The following is a 24,895-nucleotide window of genomic DNA, read 5'->3' as shown; positions in this document are numbered from 1 at the left end:
TGCAGAATAAAAAAGCCTCTTGATGAGGCTTTTTTATTCTTGAATCCTATTTAATATTTGGGTCACCTTGTTTCAAGAAGAAACGTAAGGCGAGTTTCTGTACCCAAGTACCATAAGGAGGATAGAACAACTGCGTTGGGAAGAAACGATGACGCGCAAAGATGGTTTTAGCATGGGAAAGCTCACGGAAACCTTCTTCTCCATGGTATGTGCCCATGCCAGAGTTACCAATACCCCCGAACGGCGCATCATGGTTCACCACATGCCAGCCCCAATCATTCAAGGTCACCCCCCCTGAATGGGTTTGTTTTAAGACATAATCACGTTCATTTGCATCGTGGGTAAAGAGGTATAAGGCTAATGGTCGTTCACCCGCTTGAATATAATCAATGGCCTCATCTACTGTACCGTAAGCAACCACAGGCAAAACTGGGCCAAATAACTCTTCTTTAAGAATCCGCATATCTGCTGTGCAATTCAGGACGATATGCACTGGCATACGACGCGCATCTTTGTCACGGTCATATTCACCGCAAGCAATAATTTGAGCACCTTTGGCTTTGGCATCATCTAAGATATCAAGCAAGCGTTTTAGGTGACGATCATTGACAATCGAAGTGTAGTTGGAATTTTGGCTGATATTGTTGCCATACATCGCAGTGAAATTCGCTTGGCATTCTGCAACGAATTGATCCACTTTTTCTTTTGGTACCAATGCATAGTCGGGCGCAACGCAGATCTGACCACAGTTGGTCGCCTTACCGTGTAAAACGCGTTTTGCAGCATCAGCCAGTGGGTAGTTACGGCTGACTAAAGCAGGGGATTTTCCACCAAGTTCTAAGGTGACTGGGGTTAAATTATCTGCCGCCGCACGCATGACTACCCGCCCAATTGCTGGCGAACCTGTAAATACAATATGGTTGAAGGGGAGTGAGGTAAATTGTGCTGGATCAAGGATCTCTTCACCAAAAACAGCAACCTCATCTTCACTAAAAATTTCGGCCAACATCCGTTTTACTACGGCATTGGTAGCAGGAGTCACTTCAGGTAACTTGATCATCACCCGATTGCCCGCTGCAATTGCGGCAATTAATGGCCCTAAGGCTAAATAAACAGGGAAGTTCCACGGAACAATGACACCTACTACACCTTTAGGCTGGTATTGCACACGTAGGCGATTCGATAAAAATAACAATTCAGTGCTACGTTTACTTGGTCGCATCCAACGTCTTAAATGACGAATGGCATGTTCTGCTTCAAGCACTGAACCGAGTAAATCAAGTAGTTTTGATTCATCTACGGAGCGTGAACTAAAGTCGGAATTAATTGCTGTCGCAATTACATCTTGATAACGGATAATTTGTTTTTTTATTTGCAATAATTTAGTACGACGATCGTCGAGATCTGGGTAGGGCTTAGTATCAAAAGCAGCACGCTGTTGATTAAATACCGAATAAATATGTTCGGATGCAGGATCACTGAATTGTTGTGAAGTTGAAAGTGTCATTGTTGCTCCTTTCATGCTTATTAGTAGAATAGACTTTATGATTGATGAGATTTGTAGTCGATGTTAAATTGAGACAACAAAAGGTAATTTAGTGCCATTATGCATCATTACTCAAGGGATGAGGTGAAAAAATGCGTAAACAGGATGTGCGCCCGATGCTGATTGAAGCGCGTTATGATCAAAATCAATTGGCTCAAGGTACGCCGATTTTAGGTCTAACCAGTCTGCTGGAAGCCATGCAACAGCAAGGTTATCGTTTGGATGAAGTTTTAGCAGGTATAGGCATTTCTCAAGATGCGCTGAATAGTGCAGCGTCTCATATTTCTCCCTATCAAAAATTACAACTTTTTCAGACCATTCAGCGTTTATCTAAAGATCCGCTGATTGGCATACGGGCTGGACAAAAACAGCGGCTATCGGACTTTGGCGTTTATGGCTATGCGCTGTCTTCCTCTCGTAATTTCCAACAGGCGGTAGAGTTTGGGATTCGTCATATCAAACTCGCAGCACCTGTACTCAAGAAAAGCTTTTCGATTCAAAAGCACGTCGCCATTTTTGAAGGTCATGAAATTATTGCGCTAGGGCAATTATTGCCGTTGGTGTGTGAGTTTTGGTTTAGTTCAATGCAAACCCTGATTGAATGCGTATTAGAGGCACCATTTCAAGCGAAAAAACTGTTACTGCCTTATCCAGCACCTCAATATGCAGATGAATATGAAAAAGTATTTCGCTGTCCAGTGGAGTTCGATGCAGAGGTGATGCAATGGCATTTTGATCTTGATTGGCTAGAGAAGCCGTGCCCGAATGCCAATCCGATTACTGCGGATATGTGTCAGTCTTTTTGCGAAAGGATGTTGGGGAGCGATGATGACGAACAAGAACCCGATTTAGTCCGAACGATTCGTATGATGTTATTAGATGCGGTTGGCAGCTTTCCGAGCGCACAAGAGATTGCAGATCAATTGCATTTATCCAAGCGAACTTTATACCGCCGTTTGTCAGATGCGGAAGTCAGTTATCAAGAGATTTTAGACAGTACCAGGAGGCGACTTGCAGATGAATATTTGGCAACAAGTTTGAGCATTGATGAAATCGCAGAACGTTTAGGATTTTCGGATACCTCAAATTTTAGAAAAGCCTATCGTAATTGGGTGGGGATTTCACCAAATGAATATCGAGCCGATAAAAATAAGATAATTTAGTTTAAAAAATAGGTTTTATTCTCAAAATATGAATTTTTTAATTTAATTTTAATATCACACGATAATAATGACTATTATAATTGTTGGAATGCTCATAAAGAGATATTTATTTAAATACAATAGAAGTTTTATAAATGAATGATATTTGTTTTAATTATCATTTAATTAAAAATGTTATTTTTTAATCAAAAAGTGCACCATAATATTGCATTGTAATTTTAAATATATAGCATTTTGATTGTTTATTATTCAGGTGTTTTGATCGATTGATCTAAATTTTTTAATAAAAATATATTAATAATTAAAGTCTTATATTAAAAAGTATATTTGTATACTTTTAAGGTATTTTTCATGTGAATGACTACGTTCACTATATAATTAAATTAAATGAATTAGCTAAAGTTAAATCGCATAGAATCTGTGCTGGATTAGGGTAGGTCTACCCATTAAAAAAACTTATTATGCTAAGGATTGCATTCAATGCTGACTTTTTTAGGTATCAGCATGATCATGTGCTTTATGTATTTGATCATGTCAAAACGTCTCAGTGCATTAGTTGCATTAATTTTAATCCCATTCATATTCGCTATTATCGCTTGGGGCTTAGGTTTTTATTTTGAAAGCTTAAGTCATATTCAATTGGCCGAACTTGGCAATACCATGTTAGAGGGTATTAAAAAGCTCGCACCAACAGGCGTCATGCTTCTTTTTGCTATTTTATATTTTGCATTAATGATTGATTCGGGGTTATTTGACCCTTCGGTAAGATGGATTTTAAAGAAAGTAAAAGGCGATCCATTAAAAATCACTTTAGGTACAGTTTTTCTCACATTATTGGTCTCTTTAGATGGTGATGGTTCAACCACGTATATGATTTGTGTGGCGGCAATGATGCCACTATACAAACGTGTTGGTATGAATCCATTGATCATGACCTGCTTGATGTTGCTTTGTAGTGGTGTGATGAATTTGACACCATGGGGTGGACCGACAGCACGTGCTGCGAGTGCACTTCAAGTTGATGCCAGTGAAGTCTTCATCCCAATGATCCCATCGATGATTGTGGCTGCTGCTTGGTTATTCTTCTTGGCTTACATGTATGGCATGTATGAACGCAAACGTTTAGGCGTGATTGAACTTGTAGACATCAGCCATGCCGATGATATTTCGATCTCAAAAGATCCAGAAGCACAACGTCCGCATTTACGTTGGTTTAACGGTATCTTGACTGTCGTCTTAATGGCTTCTTTGGTAAAAGGGATTTTACCAATGTCGATCCTATTCATGCTCGGTTTCTGTATTGCATTAGTCGTGAACTATCCATGCGTCAACATGCAGAAAAAACGTATCGCCATGCATGCAGATAGCGTACTCGCGGTAGTGGGTGTGATCTTTGCTGCAGGTGTCTTTACTGGGATTCTATCTGGTACAGGCATGGTTGAAGCGATGTCTAAAGGCTTCGTTGCCGTGATTCCACCAAGTATGGGGCCTTATTTAGCACCAATTACGGGTGTATTGAGTATGCCTTTGACCTTCTTTATGTCGAATGATGCCTTTTATTTCGGTGTTTTACCAATTCTTGCGGAAGCTGCATCGCATTATGGAATTTCGCCAGTTGAAATTGCACGTGCGTCGATTATTGGACAACCGATTCATTTGTTATCACCTTTGGTTCCTTCAACATATTTGTTATGTGGTTTGGCTGCTGTAGAAATGGGTGATCATCAGAAATTCACGTTGAAATGGGCATTTATTACCTGCTGCGTGTTGATGGGTAGTGCCTTAATATTCGGTGTATTTCCATTTTATAATATGTAAATCAATTTGTTATAATGCTTTTATATTCATGAGAATATAAAAGCATCCTTATTTACGCATTCCCACTTAATTTTAAATTTTGCTTGAAATACAGCGAAATAGAGATTTTTTACACTTTTTTAGATGGTTAGGAACATAACAATGAAGATGAAACTTGCACTCGCAACAATGATGAGTATTGCGACTTATTCTGCATTTGCAGCACCAAAATTTTATGGAGAAATTGATGCAAGTATTGATTATCTACCAGAAAAAAATGCAAATTCGGCAGATCATGATGTTTGGAAAGTAAATAGCAACAGCTCATTTGTTGGAATTAAAGGTGAAGAAAAATTAACCGAAAACTTAAGTGCGGTTTATTTAGCAGAATGGGCATTTTATGCAGATGGCGACAAAACTGATTGGTCGCAACGTAATCGTTTTGTCGGATTAAAAGATGATCGTTTTGGTACAGTCAAAATTGGTAAACATAATACACCGCTAAAAGATTTATCCAGTCCTGTTGATAGTTTTAATAACTATATTAGTAATAAAGCAGATATCACGGGCATTATGACGGGCGAAAATCGTGTCAATAATGCAGTGGTGTATGATTCTCCTGAAATTGCTTTGAATGGTGGTAATTTAGAAGCAAGTGTCTTGCTTGCAACAGGTGAAAGCCGTGGGATTGAAGATGATAAACGCGGTGGGGTGAATACCGCAGGACGTGGCTTAGGGGATGCATGGTCTGCATCGCTCAGTTATAGCCATCCGGTATTCTTAGTGGGTGTCGGTTATGACAAAGCGATTCCAAGTGATTTCTTGGGGCATGGTTTATTAAATGCAGCTGAGACTGAAACGCAAGTGGATGAAGTGTTTGCTGCTGCGAATACCGTGCGTGTGATTGGTCGTTTGACACCAATTGAAGGACTTGCCATCAAGGCTCTTTATCAGACATCAAAGATTGTAGATAAGCCAGGCAATAAAGTTGTTGATCCAACAACTTTAGATCCAGAAGGATTTATTCGTAATATTGATGATTCACAAGGCTGGCTCATTGGTGCGGAATACAAATTACCAAATCAGTCAAAATGGACGGTGAAAGCACAATATAGTCAAAACAGCACCAGCTTTAAAAGCAATGATGCCGATTTCGATGCCAATCAATTATTACTTGGTACCGACTATTCATTTAACAAACAAGTGAAAGTCTATGGCTATGCTGGATATTCAACATTCGAGCAGGCAAGTGCTAAAGACAAGCAACCGATTGCGGGCACGGGTTTAGAATTTAAGTTCTAAATTTCAGTTAATTAACATCAATAAATAGGATAACTTTGTCCTATTTATTGGTGGTTTTATTTGAAGAATTTTGCTCGCTGATGAAGCAATGTATGACTTAATTCCTTTTAGAATATGTGAATAATAAAATATAAAAATTATTAATAATTTCTTCATTATTCTCCTGTATATTGAGCGCATTGATCTTCATGGATAGTGTGGATAGAAAAGGAAATGATTTTTAAAGAATTAAATATCTCTTTGTTTAATAGTATAAATTCTTTTGCAAAGGAACATGCAGTATTAGACAAGGTCGCGATTTTTCTAGCCGATGATCTCAACACTGTGTTTATCAGTTTTCTTGTATTTTTGTTGGTCACGCAATGGAAAATCTATAACCTGTTGTTTGCAAAAACATTGGTCATTGTTCTGCTTTCTTTACTTCTAAGCGACATTATTGAATTCTTTTATCATCATCCGCGCCCATTTCAGCTGGATTTAGGTCATAAATTGATTGGTCATGGTTCTAGCTCATCCTTCCCAAGCCAACATACCCTAACCATTGTTATTATTTCATTTTCTTATTTGATGGCTGGGTTTAAAAAAATTGGAATTATCGGTTTGATCCTGAGTGTGATTGTTGGTCTCTCACGGGTTTTTGTCGGGGTCCATTTTCCGTTTGATGTGATTGGTTCGTTTGTAATTGGTTTTATGTTGGTTGTATCTATCAATTATGCTTTAAAAGAATTGGCAATCAGAGTCAAAAGGTTGAAAATCATTCGCATTGCGGATTAAAGATTTCAATCTAATCAAAAACGGAGCATGACTCCGTTTTTTATTGCCTGAGTTATAAGAAATTTATTCGATTATCCCAAGAGTTTACGCACTGTTTACGTTACTTCTAACCAAGCTTTAACTAAGCTAAATCTATCTATATAACTTGAGCTTTCAGCGATGAGTGCTGTACTTGTTGAGATCAATCATCCATCTGTGTTTAAAAAATATATCCATACCGCAGCCTTGAAAAATGATGTTGACGGTGTTACGCAAAAAAAACGATTTATAGAAGAAGTTGAAGCTTATCTAAAACAGTATCCCAATACCCAACATGTTGATGTGTACTTATGTGATTTAAACGGGCACTTACGTGGCAAAAGAATTGATATCGGGTGCCTCAAAAATCTGACCAAAGGCTGTTATTTCCCATTGTCAGTTTACGCCATGAGTTTGGATGGTAAGGTTATTGAGGAGACAGGACTCGGTAAATATATTGGAGAGCCAGATCATTTATGCGAACCTATTTTAGGGTCTTTACAACCTCATCCCATCGATTCCGAGCACAATGCACAGTTGCTTCTTAGTATGAAAGACAATCATGGAACAGATTGTGTGTATGAACCTAGAAATGTGCTGAAAAAAGTCCTCTATCAACTTCATGACAAAAATTATTATCCCTGCATCGCAGCAGAAATAGAGTTCTACTTACATCCTTTAAGTGAGACAGGTAATGTTGAAGAAACGATGACGCAGTGTTTTGATATTAATACCTCTGATCATTATCAAAATATTCTGAATGAGATTGAAGCGATCGCAAAGCGACAGCGCATTCAAATTACAGGAATCGTTTCCGAATCATCTTCAGGCCAGTATGAGATTAATCTGCAACATACAACGGATGTTTTGACTTTATGCGATCAGATTATGTTGTTGAAAAGAACCATCAAACTGGTTGCGAATAAGCATGGTCTACGTGCGAACTTCCTTGCTAAGCCTGATATGCACAAAGCGGGCAGTGGCATGCATTTCCATATGAGTCTTTTAGATCACAATCAGCAAAATATTTTTAGCTCATCACAAGACAATATAGCTGATGCATTATTAAAAGCAGTGAGTGGATTGTTATTATTGATGCCAGATTCGATGGCAATTTTAGCACCAAACCTAAACTCTTTTAGACGCTTTAAGTTGGGGCATCATGTGCCACTCGAAGCCAGTTGGGGGCTGAATAATCGGAATGTTGCGATTCGTATTCCGTGCTCAGATCAAGAAAATCAGAGACTGGAATATCGTGTGGCAGGGGCAGACTGTAATCCTTATTTGGCAGTCGCTACAATTTTGATAGGTACTTTGCATGGTCTAACACATCAATTAGATATTCCTAAGCAAGTACATCAATTAAAACTCAAAAGTGAGCATGTGTTATTGCCAACTGAGCAAATGCAAGCACTGAGCTTATTGAAAGCCAATACATATTTAATTGAATATCTAGGTAAAGTCTTTGTTGAGCTTTGGTGTACGGTAAAGCAGGCAGAGTACCAAAGTGTATATAGTCAAATTACGGCCATTGAAAAGAACTGGGATATTTAACAGCTCGTTGTGAAACAATGGAGTATGCGCTCAGCGGGACTCGAACCCACGTCGGTCGCTTAGGAGGCAACTGCTCTATCCAGTTAAGCTATAAGCGCATAATTTAATGATTATAAACAAAAAAGTGATTGTAGAAGCAATCACTTTTTAATGAAACCGATCAGCTGTTAAAGAGAAAATAGCAATTCTGAAGAGTTGGTATTTTTTACGCCTTATTTATTTAGGATCTCATCATCAAATGCGGTTTGTAAATTAGATTTAATTTTAGTATCCGATGTAGATTGGATGAGATTTAGCATTTTCTCTTTGTATTCAGGATGGCCTGCTTGATACATGTAGAAGTAATATGACCATTGTGAATATGGATAGTCTGGATTTTTTTTGGCTTCAGGATGGCTAAGCTCTTTTTTTAATAATCCTGCCGCAGTTTCATAACATGTAGGTAGATCTTCTTTTTTATTGAGTTGCTTTAAAAGGAAGCACTGAAATTCTTGCTTATCCGATGATGGATTCTTTTTTAATAGCTTTTCATTAAGATCAAAGGCATCTTGATTCATTTCCAACTGAGTATAAACATTCATTAAAATTAAATTGCGCTGCTTATCATCTGAGATAGTCTTAATTTGGGGTATAAGTGCTTTGATCTGATTATGAAACCCTGCTACATCACCCGTTGTAATAAGATCAGTTGCCTGATTGTACTCATTTACAATTTCTTGATCTTTGGCATTTAGTTTTTCATGTACTTCTAAATTGTCTTTTTTACTTGAGACAGTTGAAGGCTCAATACTATTTGCTGAGTTATTACATGCTAACAGGGCAAAAGAACAGAATATTAATATTGGAAATGTAAACTTTTTAATCATTTTACTCGCCTAGTTGCTGAATTTAGATCAAATTTAAAAGTAGTAGTTGGGGGCATGGGAATAATGAGGCCAACGTCAAATTTTGCTCTGTAGCCAGCAGTCAATTCAACTGTGATAGTTTGTAGGTTAGGTTCGGGTAATTCAATTGTGCATGATCCTACTGGCTGTTTATCTCTTGATGTATCCCAAAAACCTCCACCAACTTTTAATGTCGATTGATTAATTTTCTGTCCTTCGTGATAAAGATTAATAGTTCCAAAAGGAAAAATTGTTGCGTCATTTTTTAAACGTGGTGGAATCATAGAAACACTTATAAACAGTTTCTTTCCAGTTAAATCATAGTCTAAAACAAAATCTGCTGTACCTGAAAGTACTTGAGACATAACGCCCTTGGCGCTTTTTCGGTCTTCATCATAAGGCGTTACGAAAGTCTTAAATTTAATATATTCAGTTTTTTGACGTTCAATATAGTAATTTTCGTATTTTCCTTTGTCTTCATAAAAATTATTTGTTTGTGACTCTTTGATTAATGATCTAGTGTTTTTTGATGTGATAGATCTAACTGAAGCACCATTATCTTGAACAACGAGATTTTGCTTTGGCAATAGTTTACAACCACAAGATAAACTGTCCCCAACACGTGCGGCTAGTTTGCCAAAAATATTCATGTGAGGATCGCCAGTAATGATGGTCGCAAGAACTTTATGTTTAGGGCAGGTTGCTTGATCGCCAGTACAGGCTATTGGGACACCTTCAATCTGAAAAAGGCTGTTTCCAGTCAGTACTTTGCCCCCACCAGTAGTAGGGCAACCAATCGTTACATAAGATGTTGCCATAAATAATTTTAGCCTCTTAATTTTTATAGGAGGATAATAGCAACCAATATACAGAACATACTGTTTAGTTTTTTTAATGGATATTTAAAGTTAAGCTTTTTAATTTCCTGAAATGTTTTAGCCACCACAACTAAAATTTTTGATGGCTAAAACAAAAAGTGATTGCAGAAGCAATCACTTTTTAATGAAACCGATCAGCTGTTAATTTTCAGTTTTACGATTTAAAAACTTATAGAAAATAAACATGAATACGATCCAGATCGGAATCATCAGTACAGATTCTTTAAAGCCTTGTTGCCACATGATGTAAAGCACTACAGCAATAAAACCTAATACCAAATAGTTACTAAATGGAGACCACAAAGCAGGATAAGAGGTTTTAATTTGAGCTTTTTTGATATGACTTCTATATTTCAAATGGGTCAAACTAATCATTGCCCAGTTTAAAACTAAAGCACCAACAACCACATACATCAAATGTCCAAGCGCATCTTCAGGCACAAAGTAGTTTAATAATACACAACCAAAAATCAGGAATGCAGAGAGCAGTACCGCTGGAACAGGGACACCTTGCTTATTGGTTTTGGTAAATACTTTTGGTGCATTACCTTGTTGAGCTAGGCCAAACACCATACGGCTATTGGCATACATCCCGCTGTTATACACCGACAATGCTGCTGTCAGAATAATAAAGTTAAGTAGGTGGGCTGCCCAACCAATCCCCATTTGACTGAAAATCATCACGAATGGACTTTTATCTAAGCCACCGAGATCCAACTGATTCCAAGGCACAAGTGACAATAGAATAGCAAGAGAACCCACATAGAACACTAAAATACGAATGACCACTTGGTTAATCGCTTTAGGAATCGTGGTTTTTGGATCTTTGGCTTCTGCTGCTGCCATACCAATCAGTTCAATGCCACCAAAGGCAAACATCAAGAAAGCCAGCATATAGAACAAGCCATCGAAGCCATGCGGGAAAAAGCCGCCATGTGACCACAGGTTGCTAAATGAAGCTGTTGAGTTTGCATCTGCTGTGAAGAGTAAGAACAAGCCAAACAAGATCATAGCGACTACGGCAGTCACCTTGATGATGGCTAACCAGAACTCTGATTCACCATAGAACTTAACATTGGTCAGGTTCACTGCCGTAATCACGACAAAGAAGAACAATACTGACTGCCAAGCGGGGATTTGTGGCCACCAGTAATTAATGTATTTACCTACTGCCGTTAGCTCAGTCATTGCGACAAGGATATACAGTACCCAATAGTTCCAGCCTGTGATAAAGCCTGGAAATTTACCCCAATACTTATAAGCAAAATGGCTAAATGAACCTGCAACAGGCTCTTCAACAATCATTTCACCTAAATGACGCATGATTAGAAAAACAATCAAGCCGCCAATCGCATACCCCAAAATAATAGATGGCCCAGCAGACTGGATAATTTGCGCAGAACCTAAAAATAAGCCCGTACCAATCGCTCCACCCATCGCGATGAGTTGGATATGGCGGTTTTTTAGTCCACGCTGAAGTTGAGAAGAATCGTTGTTCAAAGGACTGAGCTCGACGAGGAATTAACTGGATTATTCTAATAGATTGAAAGATTTTCGCCTAGTAAAAGTACAGCGATGCTATGACTGGAAAGTTGTTTTTAAAAGTTATTTAAAATCTTATATTTATATGAATATTAAAATGAAATATGCTGTAATTTTGTACAGTTGAAAAATCCCCAAGTTTTTCCCGACGGATGGATCACTATTTCTGCCATTGTGAAAGCCTGGAAATCTACTCACTATAATGCACAGATTTTACGCATTATGACCAATCCCAAAACCATTAGTCGTATGGTATTTTTGATAGCAGTGCAGTACCTTTAGATTCAAAATTGATCTGCACCAAGAATATGATAAAAGGAAGACATTGACATGAGCTCAGTACCGCAAATCAAAGTCGCTGCAACTTATATGCGTGGCGGCACAAGTAAAGGGGTATTTTTCAAACTGGATGATTTACCCGAAGCGGCACAAGTAGCAGGCAAGGCACGTGATCAACTTCTTTTACGCGTGATTGGCAGTCCAGATCCTTACGGTAAGCAGATTGACGGGATGGGTGGCGCAACATCAAGTACCAGTAAAACTGTCATTCTGGCTAAAAGTTCAGAACCAGAACACGACGTTGATTATCTATTTGGTCAAGTATCAATTGATCAGCCATTTGTCGACTGGAGTGGTAACTGTGGCAACCTAACCGCAGCAGTGGGTTCATTCGCCATTTCAAATGGTTTAGTCGATGCAGCAAATATTCCTGAAAATGGGATTTGTACGGTACGGATCTGGCAGAAGAATATCCAAAAAACCATTATTGCACATGTTCCGGTGACTAATGGTCAAGTTCAGGAAACAGGTGATTTTGAACTGGACGGTGTGACATTTCCAGCAGCTGAAGTTCAGATTGAATTTTTAGACCCAGCTGATGATGGTGAAGAAGGCGGCGATATGTTCCCGACAGGAAACGTTGTGGATCAACTGGTTGTTCCTGAAATTGGTGCATTCCAAGCCACATTTATCAATGCTGGTATTCCGACCATTTTCCTTAATGCAGAAGATATTGGTTATCAAGGGACAGAATTACAAGATCAGATTAATGGTGATGCCGCAGCTTTAGCACGTTTTGAGAAAATCCGTGCTTATGGTGCAGTACACATGGGCTTGATTAAAGATATTTCCGAAGCAGCTGCGCGTCAGCATACGCCTAAAATTGCTTTTGTAGCACAACCAAAAAGCTATACCTCATCAAGTGGTAAGACTGTTGAAGCGGCTGATGTGGACTTATTGGTACGTGCTTTGTCGATGGGTAAATTACACCATGCCATGATGGGAACTGCTGCTGTTGCGATTGGTACAGCAGCCGCTATTCCGGGTACCTTGGTGAATTTGGCGGCTGGTGGCGGTGAGCGTGAAGCGGTTCGTTTCGGTCATCCATCTGGAACTTTACGTGTGGGTGCTCAAGCTGAATTGATTGATGGTAAATGGTCTGTTAAAAAAGCCATCATGAGTCGTAGCGCACGTGTGCTGATGGAAGGCTGGGTTCGTGTGCCAGGTGATACCTTCTAGTTTATTTTCTTTTTGAATTTTATTGGTAAAGCCTTCATTTGAAGGCTTTATTATTTTAAATCTATTAAAAATACAAACACAATTTCATGAGATAAATAATGTTATGATGTGGCGATTCTGACAAGTCTTGTCATTTTACTCTTCCATTCAGATTTCCTGAGGCAACAACTGTGTCATCTATCTCTCAAGTTAATGCGGATGTTCTAAAACAAGCTCAACAACGTATTCAACAAGATTTATTGACAGCATTGGCTGCATTTTCAATTCCAGAACCTTTAAAAGCAGCCGTTCACCATACCGTAATGTTAGGTGGTAAGCGGGTTCGTCCTGCACTTTGTTATGCAGCAGCGTCATTACAGCCGAATCATAACTTTGCAGCAGCGCGCCGTGCCGCAGTTGCAGTTGAATTGATTCACTGTTATTCGTTGGCACATGATGATTTGCCATGCATGGACAATGATTTACTACGTCGTGGACAACCGACTTGCCATGTCGCATTTGGTGAAGATACTGCTTTATTGGCTGGTGATATTTTGCAGTCGATGGCTTTTGAAATATTGGGCAGCCGTTTGTTTGATGAGCAGGGGCAAGGTACTGAAGCTGCCATTGTCTTAAAACAAGTGCAAATCTTAGCAACAGCAAGTTCAAGAATGGTTTGTGGTCAGGTATTGGATTTACAGGCCGAAGGGGAAGGAAAGCAAGTTGATCAAGCTGAATTGGAAAATATTCACCGCAATAAAACAGGTGCTTTGATTCAAGCGGCGATTATGATGGGCGCGGTGACCATTTTTAATGGAACTGATCAAGCCATTCCGAAATTACGCCAATTTGGGCAAACGATTGGTTTAGCCTTCCAAGTACAAGATGATATTTTGGATGTGACGGCAAGCACTGAGACTTTAGGCAAGACTGCGGGTAAAGATGAGCAAGTTCAGAAATCAACTTATCCATCGTTGATGGGCTTAGCGCAAGCACAAGCTTATGCACAAACTTTACATGATCAGGCTTTTGAAGCCTTGGCTTATTTTGGTGCTGATGCCAAAGAGCTAGTCGAAATTTCACAGTTTTTACTGGCACGGAAAAGCTGATACTCATTTCTTAAAATATGTATTCTTGATTAATTATTTAGAGTAATGGGATAGGTTTAATTATCGAAATTTAATCTAGGTTACATATTTGATGTATATGGTAAATGTTCAAATTGTTCGGTTCGTAGATTCATCTTTTCCTGGATGGGTCGAATGTCTATTAATTGATACGTCGGGTCGAGAATGGTTTTTTATAGATAAAGCCCCTATTTTTACGGATCAAAATTTGCATGAAAAAAGTAGCTATCCACAACATGGAAAGATTGCGTGTGAAATGATTCGTTTATGGGTGGAACAAGACGGACGGGAACGTTGCATTATAAAGACAGACCAGCCTGAGGGGATATCAGCAAAGGGGGGGGAAGTAGAGTTCGAAGTATTTTATGATCAACTAAAATGAAAAAAGCAGGGTCATATATTAAAATTCATTTTAATAATAATAGGATATCTTTTAATGAATGATGATCAATTAGAACAATGTGCGCTTGAATATGGACAACAACTGGCTTTTTCCATCCAGTCACAGCCTTTTGGCCCAGATTGTGAAGTATTTAAGGTCTTTGACAAGGTATTTATGTTGATTGGTGCCTATTCGGGCAAGCTACTGGTGACGATTAAATGTGAGCCTGAGAAAAGTTTGGAATATCAGGAGCTGTATCCTTCAATTTCGGCAGGCTACCATATGAATAAGAAACACTGGATATCAATTGCCAGTGGTCATGAAATTACAGCTGATTTGCTACAAGACCTGATTAAGGATTCTTATGATTTGGTGGTGGGAAAACTTCCACTTAAAGATCGAAAAAGGATTCAGAATGTATAAAAAATAAAGCAGCGATAACGCTGCTTTATTTTTATTGGAAACAGGACTTAGTGTTTGCCCATAATTCCACGAATGGCATTGAGTACATCGGCTGGAAGTACCACAGTTTTTGCGTTGCTTGATTTAGAAAGATCTTGCATCGCTTTTACATATTGCTCACCGAGTAAGTAAGCAACAGGGATTTCTTTATCACCGACAGCTGTAGTGACCATTTCAATCGCACGTTGTGAAGATTCTGCAAGAACAACCTGAGCTTCTGCATCACGACGAGAAGCTTCCAAACGACCATCTGCTTCTAAAATTGCAGCTTGTTTTTCACCATCAGCTTTAGTCACAGTTGCACGACGTTGACGTTCAGCAGCAGCTTGAGCTTCCATCGCAGCCTGCATGGTGTGAGATGGCTGAATATCTTGGATTTCAACCGTTTTCAAGGTAATACCCCAATCTGAGATATCATCAGAAATAGCTGCTTTTAACTTCGCTTTGATATGATCACGTGAAGAAAGCGCATCATCCAAATCCATTTCACCAACGATTGAACGGAGTGAAGTTTGAACAAGGTTTTGAATTGCCCATGTATAGTTTTCAATCCCGTACACCGCTTTTTCTGGTGTTGTCAGGTTGATATAAGCTACGGCATTCATCACCAGTACGGCATTGTCTCGGGTAATTACTTCTTGTGAAGGAATATCTAAAACAATATCTTTCGTGGTAATTTTATAAGCAACTTCGTCTACATATGGGATAACGAAATTGAGACCAGGATTCAACGTGGTATGGTATTTACCCAGACGTTGAACAATCCATTTATAACCTTGGGGAACAATACGAACCCCTTTAAAGATGGTTATAGCAATAAAAGCTAAAAGTGCTAAAACAACAATAGTACCGACAGACATTGAAAACCCTCTTTTGTGTTTATGACGTGCTATGCGGTTGAACGACTAAATCATTACCCAAAATATCAACAACTCGAACGCGATCACCGACTTGTACAGGTACGGTACAACGGCAATTCCATTCATCATTACCTAAAACAGGCATCGGAAAGCGCACAATAATTTGTCCATGCTCAAGTCCAGTTTGGATCACCATTCCCACTTGACCAATGGTTGCTTCACGAGGAAGTCCTGCTTTGGTTTTATCAATGGAGAGAGGTTTGATAAATTTGAACCAAAGAATCGTGCATAAAATAGATAAAATTCCCCAAGTAATCACTTGAGTCGTAAAGCCCATCATCGGGAAAAGCCACAGTAAAATACAGACCATGACTGCTGCTATGCCAAACCATAATGCAGCAAAAGCAGGCAAAATTAACTCTGAAAGAATCAGTAAAATCCCTAATACAAACCAGTGCCAAGGTTCAACTACAAATTCCATAGATTTGCTCGCATCATTAAACGGAGTGGAGGTGAAAAAATATTCACCTTTAGCACTCTAGCAGATCATTATCTTTATGAATATACAAAGATTGTTTTTTTAGGATTTAGGGCTGATGGTCACAAGGAATCTTGCTTGGATTGCAAGTCGTTATGTAGATCAACAGCCCTTGTGGAGGGTTTTTAGAATTTAGACTTTGGTGCAGGCTTAAGGGCAGCAGGGGAGTTTTTAAATGTCGTAATCGCATTTCGAATCGCAGTGATCTTGGCTTGAGCCGCTTTTTCACCTTCCAAAATTGCTTCATTACTTGATTTAAGATCAAGTGCACCGAGATGACCAACTTTAGGTTGAATCACGACAGTGGCTTGATTGAGCTCCTCATTAATACTTTGTTGTCCCATAATATTAATAGTTTGGTCCAATAAGCCCCACATACTGAGGGGTTTACCACCGACTGGACGTGCAGAGATATCTACTGCAATCACAATATCGGCCCCCATATCTTTGGCTGTTTTAACAGGGATGGGGCTGACTAAGCCACCATCTACATATTTGGTATTGCCAATCACCGCAGGGACAAACACGTTTGGAATACTACAAGACGCACGTACGGCTTGACCTGCATTGCCTTTTATAAACTCTGTTTTTTTTCCATTATCTAAGCGCGTTGCGACCGCAGCAAATCGAATTGGAAATTGTTCAATTGGTTTATTGCCGACTTGGCTATTCACATAATTCTGTAGTTTTTGTCCGAGAATAATGCCTTGACTATTTATAGTTAAGTCACGCAAATCAGATTCTTGCAGTTTTAAAGCCAGATTTTGCATTTGATAAGGTGTTTGACCGCTGGCGTAAATACTGCCCACGAAGCTACCTGCACTGGTACCTGTCACGATTTTGGCTTTAATGCCATGAGACTCTAAAACTTTGATCACACCAATATGGGCAAAGCCCTTGGCACCGCCACCACCTAAGGCGAGTGCAATCACGGGTTCACGCGCTTTAATTGCCGTTGTAGAGGGTGTTTTCTTTGCTGTTTGATCACAACCAAATAAAGCCAAGCTAACAATAGTGAGACAAGACAGTCGAGCAATTTTCATATCAGGTGCAGATAAAATGTACAAAAAGATGGGCACATCAGAGCAGATTTGCCCTCAACTTTCTAGTTTTTTTTCACAAGTTTTTGTAAGGGTTCAGCCAGCCAATCTGGATTCTTTGGTGAGAAGTGTCCCACATAGCGTTGCATGATTTGCTCTAGGTCTTGTTGATAGTGACCTGTCGGAGTAAAAGCCCCTAAGCAGTAAATGGTTTTATGATCGTAATCAAAGGCAAACATCACGATGGGAATCCCAGCGGCATGCGCGATATGATAAAAGCCACTTTTCATTTTTTCGGCTTTTTTACGCGTGCCTTCAGGCGCCATGCCGATCCAGATTTTATCGTGCGCATGAATCGTGGCCACTACCTGTTCAGTCAAACCATGGGCGCTGTCACGACGCACGGGAATCAGCCCAGCCCAATTTAATAACGGCTGAAATGGTGGTTTGAACAGACTATCTTTACCCAAGACGGTAATCTTTAGACCTAAGCCGCCAATGGCTAAAAAGCCATACCAACCATCAATGTTGGAGGTATGCGGCGAGATAATCGCAACAGCTTTGGGTAGATTGGGAATTTCACCTACGACAGTCCAGCCTTGACCGAGAAAAAGTTTTTTACACAATGCACGACTATAAGCAGTCCCACGTTGGGGAGCCAACGGAGGTAAATCTGGAAAATGCTGTGGCATAAATCACGATATGTAATGACAACTATAATCATGTTAAACGCTCATGACAGCGACTGCATTGGCAAAAAATAAGATTTTATTGCCTTACAGATGAAAGGATTGGATACTTGAGCGACCTTATTGTGCAGCCATGGAAAACTCTAAATGCTTAATCTTCGACAGGTTTACATTTTATTGTTTTCTTTATATTGGGCACAGGGTTTACCTGTAGGTTTTATGACCCATGCATTGCCTGTAATTTTAAGAGCACAAGGTGTGTCTTTAGCCCATATTGGTGGCTTTGGCTTATTAATGCTGCCTTGGTCGATTAAGATTTTTTGGGCCGCTTATGTGGATCGTTTTGCCTTATCCGGATTTGGGCACTACCGTAGCTGGATCATTCCGACGCAACTTTGCAGCGTTGTTATTCTGATTATTCTCTCATTTTTCCCTATTGATGCCTTGGATCAACCGAGTTATCTGCTGATTTTTTTTGGCTTACTCTTGTTGATGAATTTAACTGGTGCAACCCAAGATATTGCAACCGATGGTTTGGCGGTTAATTTACTCAAAAGTGATCAGCAGCATTGGGGTAACACCTTTCAGGTGATTGGATCTCGATTAGGCTTTATTGTCGGGGGCGGAGCTGTACTGTGGTGTTTGGATTGGCTGGATTGGCAAAGCACATTTCTGGCTTTGGCAGGTTTGGTTTTTTTAAACACTTTGCCTGTTTTGTTTTATTCCGAGCCGCAACATGAAAGCAAAGAGACACTCAATAAAGCAAATACCCAACCCTTTACTCAGGCAATTAAAGCCTATTTAAATTATTTTCAATCCTCTCAAGAATTAAGAGCATGGCTGTTAGTATTGATCAGTTTTAAAGTGGCTGATGGTCTAGCAGGACCTTTATTGAAACCTTTGATGGTCGATATGGGATTGAATTTCACACAGATTGGTGTGTTTATTACCATGTTTGGTGCTGTGGCTGCATTGTTAGGTGCTGGCATTGCAGGCTTATTATTGAAACATTATTCCAGAGTACAGTGCCTAATAGTGTTTTCCTTCCTGAAAATCATAAGTTTAGGGGGATATACAGTTCTCGCTTATCATTACGAAGCCCAGAATCACATTACACCAATTTGGCTTTATGTCGTGAATGCAGTAGAAGATGCCTGTTCAGCGATGTTATTGGTGGTGATGCTGACACTGGTCATGCAGTACAGCCGTAAGAAATTTGCAGCAACAGACTTTACTTTCCAAGTCTCTATCATGGCAACGGTGAGCGGATTACTCTATTTATTCAGTGGCGTGATTGGTGATTGGCTTGGATACTATCGCTATTTGATCGTGATTTGTATTGTTTCGATGCTTTGTTTGGTTCCAATTTATTATTGGAAAAATAAAGCAAGATAAAGGTCACTTTTTATTACAATTTTTCTATTAAGCATGCGATGAGTGAAACAAAGAGTATTGGCTTATATGGGAATGGAATGATATTTGTCGGATTTTTTGTTTTTTTGAATATAGAAAATAATCAGAAAATATGGTTGATAGATCGATATTAATTAATTGATATTGCAATTAATTCATTCATAAATAAAAGCATAAAAATATTTTCTACTCATAAAAAGTGAGTGTATAAAAATTAAACTTTAGTCGAAATTGGAATAAATTAATAAGATTTTAATCGTTTTGTCATATAAAGTTAATGTGTAGGATTTGTTACAAATTTAACCAGGATGTAAACAATGAAAATCAAAATTGTAACAGCAGCAGTGCTTAGTTTGCTTGCAACAACCACTTTTGCCGCACCAACATTTTATGGCGAGATCGATGCCAGTGTTGATTATTTACCAGAAAAAAATGCAACTAAATCAAACAAAGACGTTTGGGAAATTAGTTCAAACAGTTCATTCCTTGGACTTAAAGGCGATGAAAAACTGACTGAGCGTTTAAGTGCTGTCTATGCAATCGAATGGGGTTTTAGTGCCGATGGCGATAGCAATGACTGGACGCAACGTAACCGTTTTGTGGGTTTAAAAGATGCGCAATTGGGTACCTTGAAAATTGGTAAGCATGATACCCCAGTAAAACAATTATCAAGTGTGGTTGATACTTTTAACAACTATGTTGCCAACAAGGCTGATATTACAGGTATTTTTACCGGTGAAAACCGTATTGATAATACAGTGGTTTATGAATCTCCAGCAGTAAAATTACTTGATGGTGCATTTAAATTTAATGCTTTACTTGCAACAGGTGAGTCTTCTGGTATTAAAGCAACCAGCGGTGGTGCAAAAGTTGCAGGTCGTGGTCTAGGTGATGCATGGTCAGCATCTGTAACTTATGAAAACTCATTGGTAGTTGCTGGTATCGGTTATGACAAAGCCATTCCAAGTACTTTCCTTGGTCGTGGTTTCTTAAATGCTGCTGAGCCTGCAATTGCTGGTGGTAACTTACTTGCAGCAGCAAATACAGTACGTGCAATTGGTAAAGTAACGCCAATTGATGGTTTGGCATTAAAAGCACTGTATCAAACTTCAGAAGTTGAAAAAGCAGAAGGAAATGCTGCTGGTTCAGAAAATATTGATGATGCACAAGGCTGGTTAGTGGGGGCGGAATATAATATCCCACAAGCAAAAAACTGGACGGTGAAGGGGCAATATAGCCAGAATGACACCAGCTTTAAAACCAATACAGCCGACTTTAAAGCAAAACAAATTATTGCAGGTGCGGACTATGCTTTTAACAAACAAGTTAAAACTTATGGTTATGCAGGTTATCTAACACTTGAGCAAGCAAGTAAAAAGGATAAACAACCTGTTGCTGGCCTAGGTTTAGAATTTAAATTCTAATTTATTTTTGTTAGAAAACGCCCTTTAAGTTTGCTTAAAGGGCGTTTTTGTTTATATTGTTTTTTTCTTTAAATAGAATAATTTATTCTCGTTAAACTCTAGGCTAATGGATGGAGCGTTAGTTCAACATGGATTTATAAAAAAGGACATTATTCATACTTTCATTAATTCAATTCTTTAATAATTCATTCAATGCTTAATTAACTCAATTTTTTAACCTGTCATTTTTGTTGGGTTCCTATTGTTTTGTTTAAGTCATTTTTAAGTTTTTATTCTTATCTTAAAAAAAGCTAAGAAATTTATTTTTAGATTGTGATGCTTATGTTGCTAAAAAGACTCAAAACCAAGACCATTTCATTACTCACCTTCAATGTGTTACTCGCAGTTTGGTTAGGGGTTTTTCTCAATCTTGCATTTTATGAAAAGATGCAAACACTTACGCCTTATACTGGCTTTAAAGCAGGACTATTTGTTTTAGCTTCTGTCGGTGTGGTAACTGCATTCTATACTTTTCTTTTTCAGGTATTGAACTGGAAATGGACCGCAAAACCGATTGCAATTGCCTTAGTCTTTATTGGCGGTTTTGCTTCTTATGCGGTCAATACTTTAGGTGTTTGGATCACTTCAGACCAAATTCAAAATTTGATGCAAACGGATATCGCAGAAGCAAAAGATACATGGTCTTGGCACTTGCTAGTTTGGATCATTGGCATGGTGATTGTACCAATTATTGTTATTTTGCTGATTAAATTAAAACCCGAACCTGTTATTCGACAAGTTTGGAAAAAGGTGCTGGCTTCACTTGTTTCTTTAGCTATGGTTGGTAGTTTACTATTTGTTTTTTATGTGGATTTTGCTGCAATTTTTCGTGAAAATCGCGATTTAAAAGGCATGATTTCACCTCAGAATATGATTGCATCATTTATTTCATATTATAAAAAGAAAGCACCTAAAGAGAATTTACCTCTGGTGCATTACGGTGAGGATGCACAAGTTTCCCAAAACTCAAAAGGTGCACCTAAACTGATGGTGTTGGTGGTTGGTGAAACAGCACGTGCAGAAAATTTTTCTTTAAATGGTTATGCAAAAGATACAAATCCTAAGTTATCTAAACAAGATATTCTGAATTTCTCTCAGGTGAGTTCTTGTGGAACAGCTACAGCTGTTTCAGTACCTTGTATGTTTTCAGGCATGAAAAGAGAAGATTATGATGAGCGTTTGGCAAGCCATCGTGAAGGACTACTGGATATTGCCAAACGAGCAGGTTATCAAGTCACTTGGATTGATAATAACTCAGGGTGTAAAGGGACATGTGACCGTGTTGAACAGTTTAAAATTCCAGAGCCAATTCAACAAAAATGGTGTAAGGATGGCGAATGTCTGGATGACATTTTGATTGATAGTCTGAAAGCTTACATTGAAACGATTCCAAAAGACGATACGCGTCCGCATTTGGTGGTGTTGCATCAAATGGGAAGTCATGGTCCTGCTTATTATAAGCGTGTGCCACCTGCATATCGTGTGTTTAAACCAACTTGTGATACCAATGCAATTCAAGGCTGTACCCAAGAAGCATTGCTGAATAGCTATGACAATACTTTGCTTTATACTGATTATGTTTTAGATTCATTGATTGAGACATTAAAAAATACAACGAAATATCAAACAGGTTTATGGTATTTGTCAGATCATGGTGAATCGACTGGTGAAAGTGGCATGTATTTGCATGGCGCACCTTATGCGATTGCACCTACCCAACAAACCCATGTTCCGATGGTGATGTGGTTCTCGCAAGCTTGGCAACAACAAGCAGAGAAGCAAGTGAGATGTTTGGCGCAACAAAATAAAAGCAAACTGAGTCAGGATAATCTGTTCCCAACCATGTTGAGTTTGCTCAATATTAAAACCAGTGTAATTAATGCTAAAGATGACATGTTAGCAACATGTCCTAACCCATAAGGTGAAATGAAATCATGACCAAGATCTTGATGATAGAAGATGATTTTATGATCGCAGAGTCAACATTGACTTTACTGCGATATCATCAGTTTGACGTAGAATGGGTCAACAATGGGGTAGATGGCTTGGCTTTACTGACCAAGCAGTCTTTTGATTTGGTTCTTTTGGATTTAGGACTACCCTTGATGGATGGAATGCAAATTCTTAAACAGATTCGTCAGCGTAGTACTGTACCCGTGTTGATTATCTCTGCCCGTGATCAGTTACAAAATCGTGTTGATGGTTTAAATCAAGGTGCAGATGATTATCTGATTAAACCGTATGAGTTTGATGAGCTGCTTGCGCGTATTAATGCTTTATTGCGCCGTGGCAGTGTAGAAACAGCACAGTTGAAGAGCCAGTCACAGCTTTTGAAAAGTGGTGAGCTGACCTTGGATGTAGAACAGCATCTAGCAACATTTAAAGGTCAGCAAATCGAGCTTTCGAATCGTGAATGGGCGATTTTGATCCCGATGGTATCTCATCCAAACAAAATTTTCTCGAAGGCCAATTTGGAAGATAAGTTGTACGATTTTGATAGTGAAGTGACTAGTAATACCATTGAGGTTTATGTGCATCATTTACGTGCCAAGCTGGGCAAAGACTTTATTCGTACGATTCGTGGCTTAGGTTATCGTTTGGGGCAGTCTTAACTTTATGAAAACAACCAAGCATTATTCGCTCAAAAAAAGACTGATTTGGGGAACTTCCATCTTCAGTATAGTGTTAGGTTGTTTCTTAATTTTAGCGGCATATAAAATTTCATTACATGAAGTCGATGAAATTTTAGATACGCAAATGCAGTATATGGCAGAGCGTTCAACCTCGCAGCCTTTAACACCATTGGCGAGTCGGGTTGAGTTACATCGAACTTATCATGAAGAAGATTTATTGATTGATATTTGGGCCTATAAAGACCAAAGTCATTTGTGGCATCAGACTCATCTTTTGGTTCCTCCTGTGGAACAAGCTGGGTTTTACACCCAGAACACACCGCAAGGGAAGTGGCGTGTTTATGTCATTCCACTAAAAGATTATCAGATACAGGTCAGTCAACAAGAGCAGGTTCGCCATGCGTTTGCATGGGAACTGGCCGGCAGTATGTTTATTCCGTATATACTTTTGCTGCCAATCGCAATTATTGTGCTGGCATTTATTATTAGTTTGAGTTTAAAGCCTTTAGATGACTTTAAAGCTGAACTGACGCAACGTGATTCGGACGGTTTGGTACCGATTGACAGCAGTGAGTATCCACAAGAATTACAACCAACGATTGAAGAAATGAACCGTTTATTTGAACGGATTCAGCATGCTCAGACCGAGCAAAAGCAATTTATTGCTGATGCCGCACATGAACTTAGAACACCTGTGACTGCATTGAATTTGCAAACTCGAATTTTGATCAGCCAGTTTCCTGAACATGAGGCTTTGCAAAATCTGAGTAAAGGCTTAGCCCGTATTCAACATTTAGTCACCCAGCTTTTGGCATTGGCTAAACAAGATGTTGCGCTGAGTCTGATTGAACCAAATACTAATTTCAGATTGAACGATGTTGCACTTAATTGTGTTGAGCAATTGGTGAATTTAGCGATGCAAAAGGAGATTGATTTAGGCTTTGAGCGCAATGATCCGATTGAAATGCAGAGCCTTGAATCAACCGTACATTCGATTATATTTAACTTGATTGATAATGCGATTAAATACACCCCAAACCAAGGCATTATTAATATTTCAGTGTATAGCGATACCGATGATTTTGCCTATGTTCAAATCGAAGACAGTGGTAATGGAATTGACCCTGAACAATACGACAAAGTTTTGAAACGTTTTTATCGTGTTCATCACCATTTAGAAGTGGGCAGTGGCCTCGGTTTATCAATTGTTGATAAAGCCACTCAACGTTTAGGCGGAATTCTGACTTTATCCCGAAGTATTGAATTAGGCGGTTTGAGTGTGTTGGTCAAATTACCAAAAAAGCTTGCGCATCATCATGAACAGCACTAAAGA

21 protein-coding genes and 1 tRNA gene are annotated in these 24,895 nt (G+C 38.9%); 13 read left to right on the top strand and 9 right to left on the bottom strand.

Going from position 1 to position 24,895, the window contains the following annotated elements; translation table 11 throughout:
• Nucleotides 1–46 precede the first annotated feature (46 nt).
• Nucleotides 47–1,507: a coniferyl aldehyde dehydrogenase gene (locus GBI66_RS02545; RefSeq protein ID WP_151715065.1), complete on the bottom strand. Its 1,461-nt coding sequence runs from the start codon at nt 1,505–1,507 to the stop codon at nt 47–49.
• Nucleotides 1,508–1,638: 131 nt separating this feature from the next.
• Between GBI66_RS02545 and GBI66_RS02540 the strand changes: the two genes are divergently transcribed.
• From GBI66_RS02540 to GBI66_RS02520, 5 genes are all read left to right on the top strand, one after another.
• Nucleotides 1,639–2,709 (top strand): AraC family transcriptional regulator, encoded by a 1,071-nt coding sequence (locus GBI66_RS02540; protein ID WP_151715064.1) that lies wholly within the window; start codon nt 1,639–1,641, stop codon nt 2,707–2,709.
• 480 nt (nt 2,710–3,189) lie between these two features.
• Nucleotides 3,190–4,527: a CitMHS family transporter gene (locus tag GBI66_RS02535; protein WP_151715063.1), complete on the top strand. Its 1,338-nt coding sequence runs from the start codon at nt 3,190–3,192 to the stop codon at nt 4,525–4,527.
• Nucleotides 4,528–4,668: 141 nt separating this feature from the next.
• Entirely contained in the window at nt 4,669–5,808 is a 1,140-nt protein-coding gene (locus GBI66_RS02530; RefSeq protein ID WP_151715062.1) for a porin, read from the top strand.
• A gap of 213 nt (nt 5,809–6,021) precedes the next feature.
• Nucleotides 6,022–6,582 (top strand): phosphatase PAP2 family protein, encoded by a 561-nt coding sequence (locus GBI66_RS02525; protein WP_151715061.1) that lies wholly within the window; start codon nt 6,022–6,024, stop codon nt 6,580–6,582.
• A 159-nt stretch (nt 6,583–6,741) separates the two neighbouring features.
• On the top strand, nt 6,742–8,154 hold the full coding sequence (locus GBI66_RS02520; protein ID WP_151715060.1) for a glutamine synthetase family protein: 1,413 nt from the start codon (nt 6,742–6,744) through the stop codon (nt 8,152–8,154).
• Between the two features lie 25 nt (nt 8,155–8,179).
• Here GBI66_RS02520 and GBI66_RS02515 read toward each other — a convergent pair.
• The 4 genes from GBI66_RS02515 to GBI66_RS02500 all read right to left on the bottom strand — a co-directional run bounded on the left by GBI66_RS02515 (nt 8,180) and on the right by GBI66_RS02500 (nt 11,416).
• A tRNA-Arg gene (locus GBI66_RS02515) sits at nt 8,180–8,252 on the bottom strand.
• 114 nt (nt 8,253–8,366) lie between these two features.
• On the bottom strand, nt 8,367–9,020 hold the full coding sequence (locus GBI66_RS02510) for a hypothetical protein (protein ID WP_151715059.1): 654 nt from the start codon (nt 9,018–9,020) through the stop codon (nt 8,367–8,369).
• Nucleotides 9,017–9,856 carry a PAAR domain-containing protein gene (locus GBI66_RS02505; RefSeq protein WP_151715058.1) on the bottom strand — a complete coding sequence of 280 codons (840 nt, stop codon included), beginning with the start codon at nt 9,854–9,856 and terminating at the stop codon, nt 9,017–9,019. Before GBI66_RS02505 ends, GBI66_RS02510 begins: the two co-directional genes overlap by 4 nt.
• 201 nt (nt 9,857–10,057) lie before the next feature.
• Nucleotides 10,058–11,416, bottom strand: a complete 1,359-nt coding sequence (locus GBI66_RS02500) for an amino acid permease (protein WP_005192701.1) — start codon at nt 11,414–11,416, stop codon at nt 10,058–10,060.
• Between the two features lie 372 nt (nt 11,417–11,788).
• On the opposite strand from GBI66_RS02500, the gene prpF reads away from it, so the two are divergent.
• The 3 genes from prpF (at nt 11,789) to GBI66_RS02480 (ending at nt 14,887) form a co-directional block, all read left to right on the top strand.
• Complete coding sequence (gene prpF, locus GBI66_RS02495) at nt 11,789–12,976, top strand: 2-methylaconitate cis-trans isomerase PrpF (protein ID WP_151715057.1); 1,188 nt, start codon at nt 11,789–11,791, stop codon at nt 12,974–12,976.
• Between the two features lie 170 nt (nt 12,977–13,146).
• Complete coding sequence (locus tag GBI66_RS02490) at nt 13,147–14,064, top strand: polyprenyl synthetase family protein (protein ID WP_004803041.1); 918 nt, start codon at nt 13,147–13,149, stop codon at nt 14,062–14,064.
• Nucleotides 14,065–14,518: 454 nt separating this feature from the next.
• Nucleotides 14,519–14,887, top strand: coding sequence for an MmcQ/YjbR family DNA-binding protein (locus GBI66_RS02480; protein WP_005192697.1), 369 nt, complete (start codon nt 14,519–14,521; stop codon nt 14,885–14,887).
• A 47-nt stretch (nt 14,888–14,934) separates the two neighbouring features.
• On the opposite strand, the gene GBI66_RS02475 is transcribed toward GBI66_RS02480, so the two are convergent.
• The 4 genes from GBI66_RS02475 to GBI66_RS02460 form a co-directional block, all read right to left on the bottom strand.
• A complete protein-coding gene (locus GBI66_RS02475; RefSeq protein ID WP_005150204.1) occupies nt 14,935–15,786 on the bottom strand; it encodes an SPFH domain-containing protein in 852 nt (283 codons plus the stop codon).
• Nucleotides 15,787–15,805: 19 nt separating this feature from the next.
• On the bottom strand, nt 15,806–16,267 hold the full coding sequence (locus tag GBI66_RS02470) for an NfeD family protein (RefSeq protein ID WP_005192694.1): 462 nt from the start codon (nt 16,265–16,267) through the stop codon (nt 15,806–15,808).
• Between the two features lie 182 nt (nt 16,268–16,449).
• Complete coding sequence (locus tag GBI66_RS02465; RefSeq protein WP_151715056.1) at nt 16,450–17,367, bottom strand: patatin-like phospholipase family protein; 918 nt, start codon at nt 17,365–17,367, stop codon at nt 16,450–16,452.
• A gap of 62 nt (nt 17,368–17,429) precedes the next feature.
• Nucleotides 17,430–18,056 (bottom strand): lysophospholipid acyltransferase family protein, encoded by a 627-nt coding sequence (locus GBI66_RS02460; protein ID WP_151715055.1) that lies wholly within the window; start codon nt 18,054–18,056, stop codon nt 17,430–17,432.
• A 144-nt stretch (nt 18,057–18,200) separates the two neighbouring features.
• Here GBI66_RS02460 and GBI66_RS02455 point away from each other — a divergent pair, with 144 nt between their 5' ends.
• The 5 genes from GBI66_RS02455 (at nt 18,201) to GBI66_RS02435 (ending at nt 24,892) form a co-directional block, all read left to right on the top strand.
• The gene (locus GBI66_RS02455; protein WP_151715054.1) at nt 18,201–19,448 is read left to right on the top strand and encodes an MFS transporter; all 1,248 of its coding nucleotides are present in this window, start codon (nt 18,201–18,203) and stop codon (nt 19,446–19,448) included.
• A gap of 335 nt (nt 19,449–19,783) precedes the next feature.
• Entirely contained in the window at nt 19,784–20,890 is a 1,107-nt protein-coding gene (locus GBI66_RS02450) for a porin (protein WP_151715053.1), read from the top strand.
• Nucleotides 20,891–21,211: 321 nt separating this feature from the next.
• Nucleotides 21,212–22,849, top strand: a complete 1,638-nt coding sequence (locus GBI66_RS02445; protein WP_151715052.1) for a phosphoethanolamine transferase — start codon at nt 21,212–21,214, stop codon at nt 22,847–22,849.
• Nucleotides 22,850–22,863: 14 nt separating this feature from the next.
• Complete coding sequence (locus tag GBI66_RS02440) at nt 22,864–23,541, top strand: DNA-binding response regulator PmrA (protein ID WP_005192678.1); 678 nt, start codon at nt 22,864–22,866, stop codon at nt 23,539–23,541.
• A gap of 4 nt (nt 23,542–23,545) precedes the next feature.
• Nucleotides 23,546–24,892 (top strand): ATP-binding protein, encoded by a 1,347-nt coding sequence (locus tag GBI66_RS02435; RefSeq protein WP_151715051.1) that lies wholly within the window; start codon nt 23,546–23,548, stop codon nt 24,890–24,892.
• Nucleotides 24,893–24,895: the final 3 nt, after the last annotated feature.

The sequence above is a fragment of the Acinetobacter sp. TUM15071 genome (assembly GCF_008980925.1).
In the GTDB taxonomy this organism is placed as follows: Bacteria; Pseudomonadota; Gammaproteobacteria; order Pseudomonadales; family Moraxellaceae; genus Acinetobacter; species Acinetobacter dispersus.
This window is presented reverse-complemented; position numbering and strand designations above follow the sequence as displayed.

Excerpts from the sequence above, each read along its gene's own strand:
- GBI66_RS02465 (WP_151715056.1), bottom strand. The coding sequence starts at position 17,367 with ATGAAAATTGCTCGACTGTCTTGTCTCACTATTGTTAGCTTGGCTTTA.
- GBI66_RS02505 (WP_151715058.1), bottom strand. The coding sequence starts at position 9,856 with ATGGCAACATCTTATGTAACGATTGGTTGCCCTACTACTGGTGGGGGC.
- GBI66_RS02545 (WP_151715065.1), bottom strand. The coding sequence starts at position 1,507 with ATGACACTTTCAACTTCACAACAATTCAGTGATCCTGCATCCGAACAT.
- GBI66_RS02450 (WP_151715053.1), top strand. The coding sequence starts at position 19,784 with ATGAAAATCAAAATTGTAACAGCAGCAGTGCTTAGTTTGCTTGCAACA.
- GBI66_RS02475 (WP_005150204.1), bottom strand. The coding sequence starts at position 15,786 with ATGTCTGTCGGTACTATTGTTGTTTTAGCACTTTTAGCTTTTATTGCT.
- GBI66_RS02460 (WP_151715055.1), bottom strand. The coding sequence starts at position 18,056 with ATGCCACAGCATTTTCCAGATTTACCTCCGTTGGCTCCCCAACGTGGG.
- GBI66_RS02530 (WP_151715062.1), top strand. The coding sequence starts at position 4,669 with ATGAAGATGAAACTTGCACTCGCAACAATGATGAGTATTGCGACTTAT.
- GBI66_RS02445 (WP_151715052.1), top strand. The coding sequence starts at position 21,212 with ATGTTGCTAAAAAGACTCAAAACCAAGACCATTTCATTACTCACCTTC.
- GBI66_RS02525 (WP_151715061.1), top strand. The coding sequence starts at position 6,022 with ATGATTTTTAAAGAATTAAATATCTCTTTGTTTAATAGTATAAATTCT.
- prpF (WP_151715057.1), top strand. The coding sequence starts at position 11,789 with ATGAGCTCAGTACCGCAAATCAAAGTCGCTGCAACTTATATGCGTGGC.
- GBI66_RS02520 (WP_151715060.1), top strand. The coding sequence starts at position 6,742 with ATGAGTGCTGTACTTGTTGAGATCAATCATCCATCTGTGTTTAAAAAA.
- GBI66_RS02510 (WP_151715059.1), bottom strand. The coding sequence starts at position 9,020 with ATGATTAAAAAGTTTACATTTCCAATATTAATATTCTGTTCTTTTGCC.
- GBI66_RS02535 (WP_151715063.1), top strand. The coding sequence starts at position 3,190 with ATGCTGACTTTTTTAGGTATCAGCATGATCATGTGCTTTATGTATTTG.
- GBI66_RS02480 (WP_005192697.1), top strand. The coding sequence starts at position 14,519 with ATGAATGATGATCAATTAGAACAATGTGCGCTTGAATATGGACAACAA.
- GBI66_RS02455 (WP_151715054.1), top strand. The coding sequence starts at position 18,201 with ATGCTTAATCTTCGACAGGTTTACATTTTATTGTTTTCTTTATATTGG.
- GBI66_RS02540 (WP_151715064.1), top strand. The coding sequence starts at position 1,639 with ATGCGTAAACAGGATGTGCGCCCGATGCTGATTGAAGCGCGTTATGAT.
- GBI66_RS02440 (WP_005192678.1), top strand. The coding sequence starts at position 22,864 with ATGACCAAGATCTTGATGATAGAAGATGATTTTATGATCGCAGAGTCA.
- GBI66_RS02470 (WP_005192694.1), bottom strand. The coding sequence starts at position 16,267 with ATGGAATTTGTAGTTGAACCTTGGCACTGGTTTGTATTAGGGATTTTA.
- GBI66_RS02435 (WP_151715051.1), top strand. The coding sequence starts at position 23,546 with ATGAAAACAACCAAGCATTATTCGCTCAAAAAAAGACTGATTTGGGGA.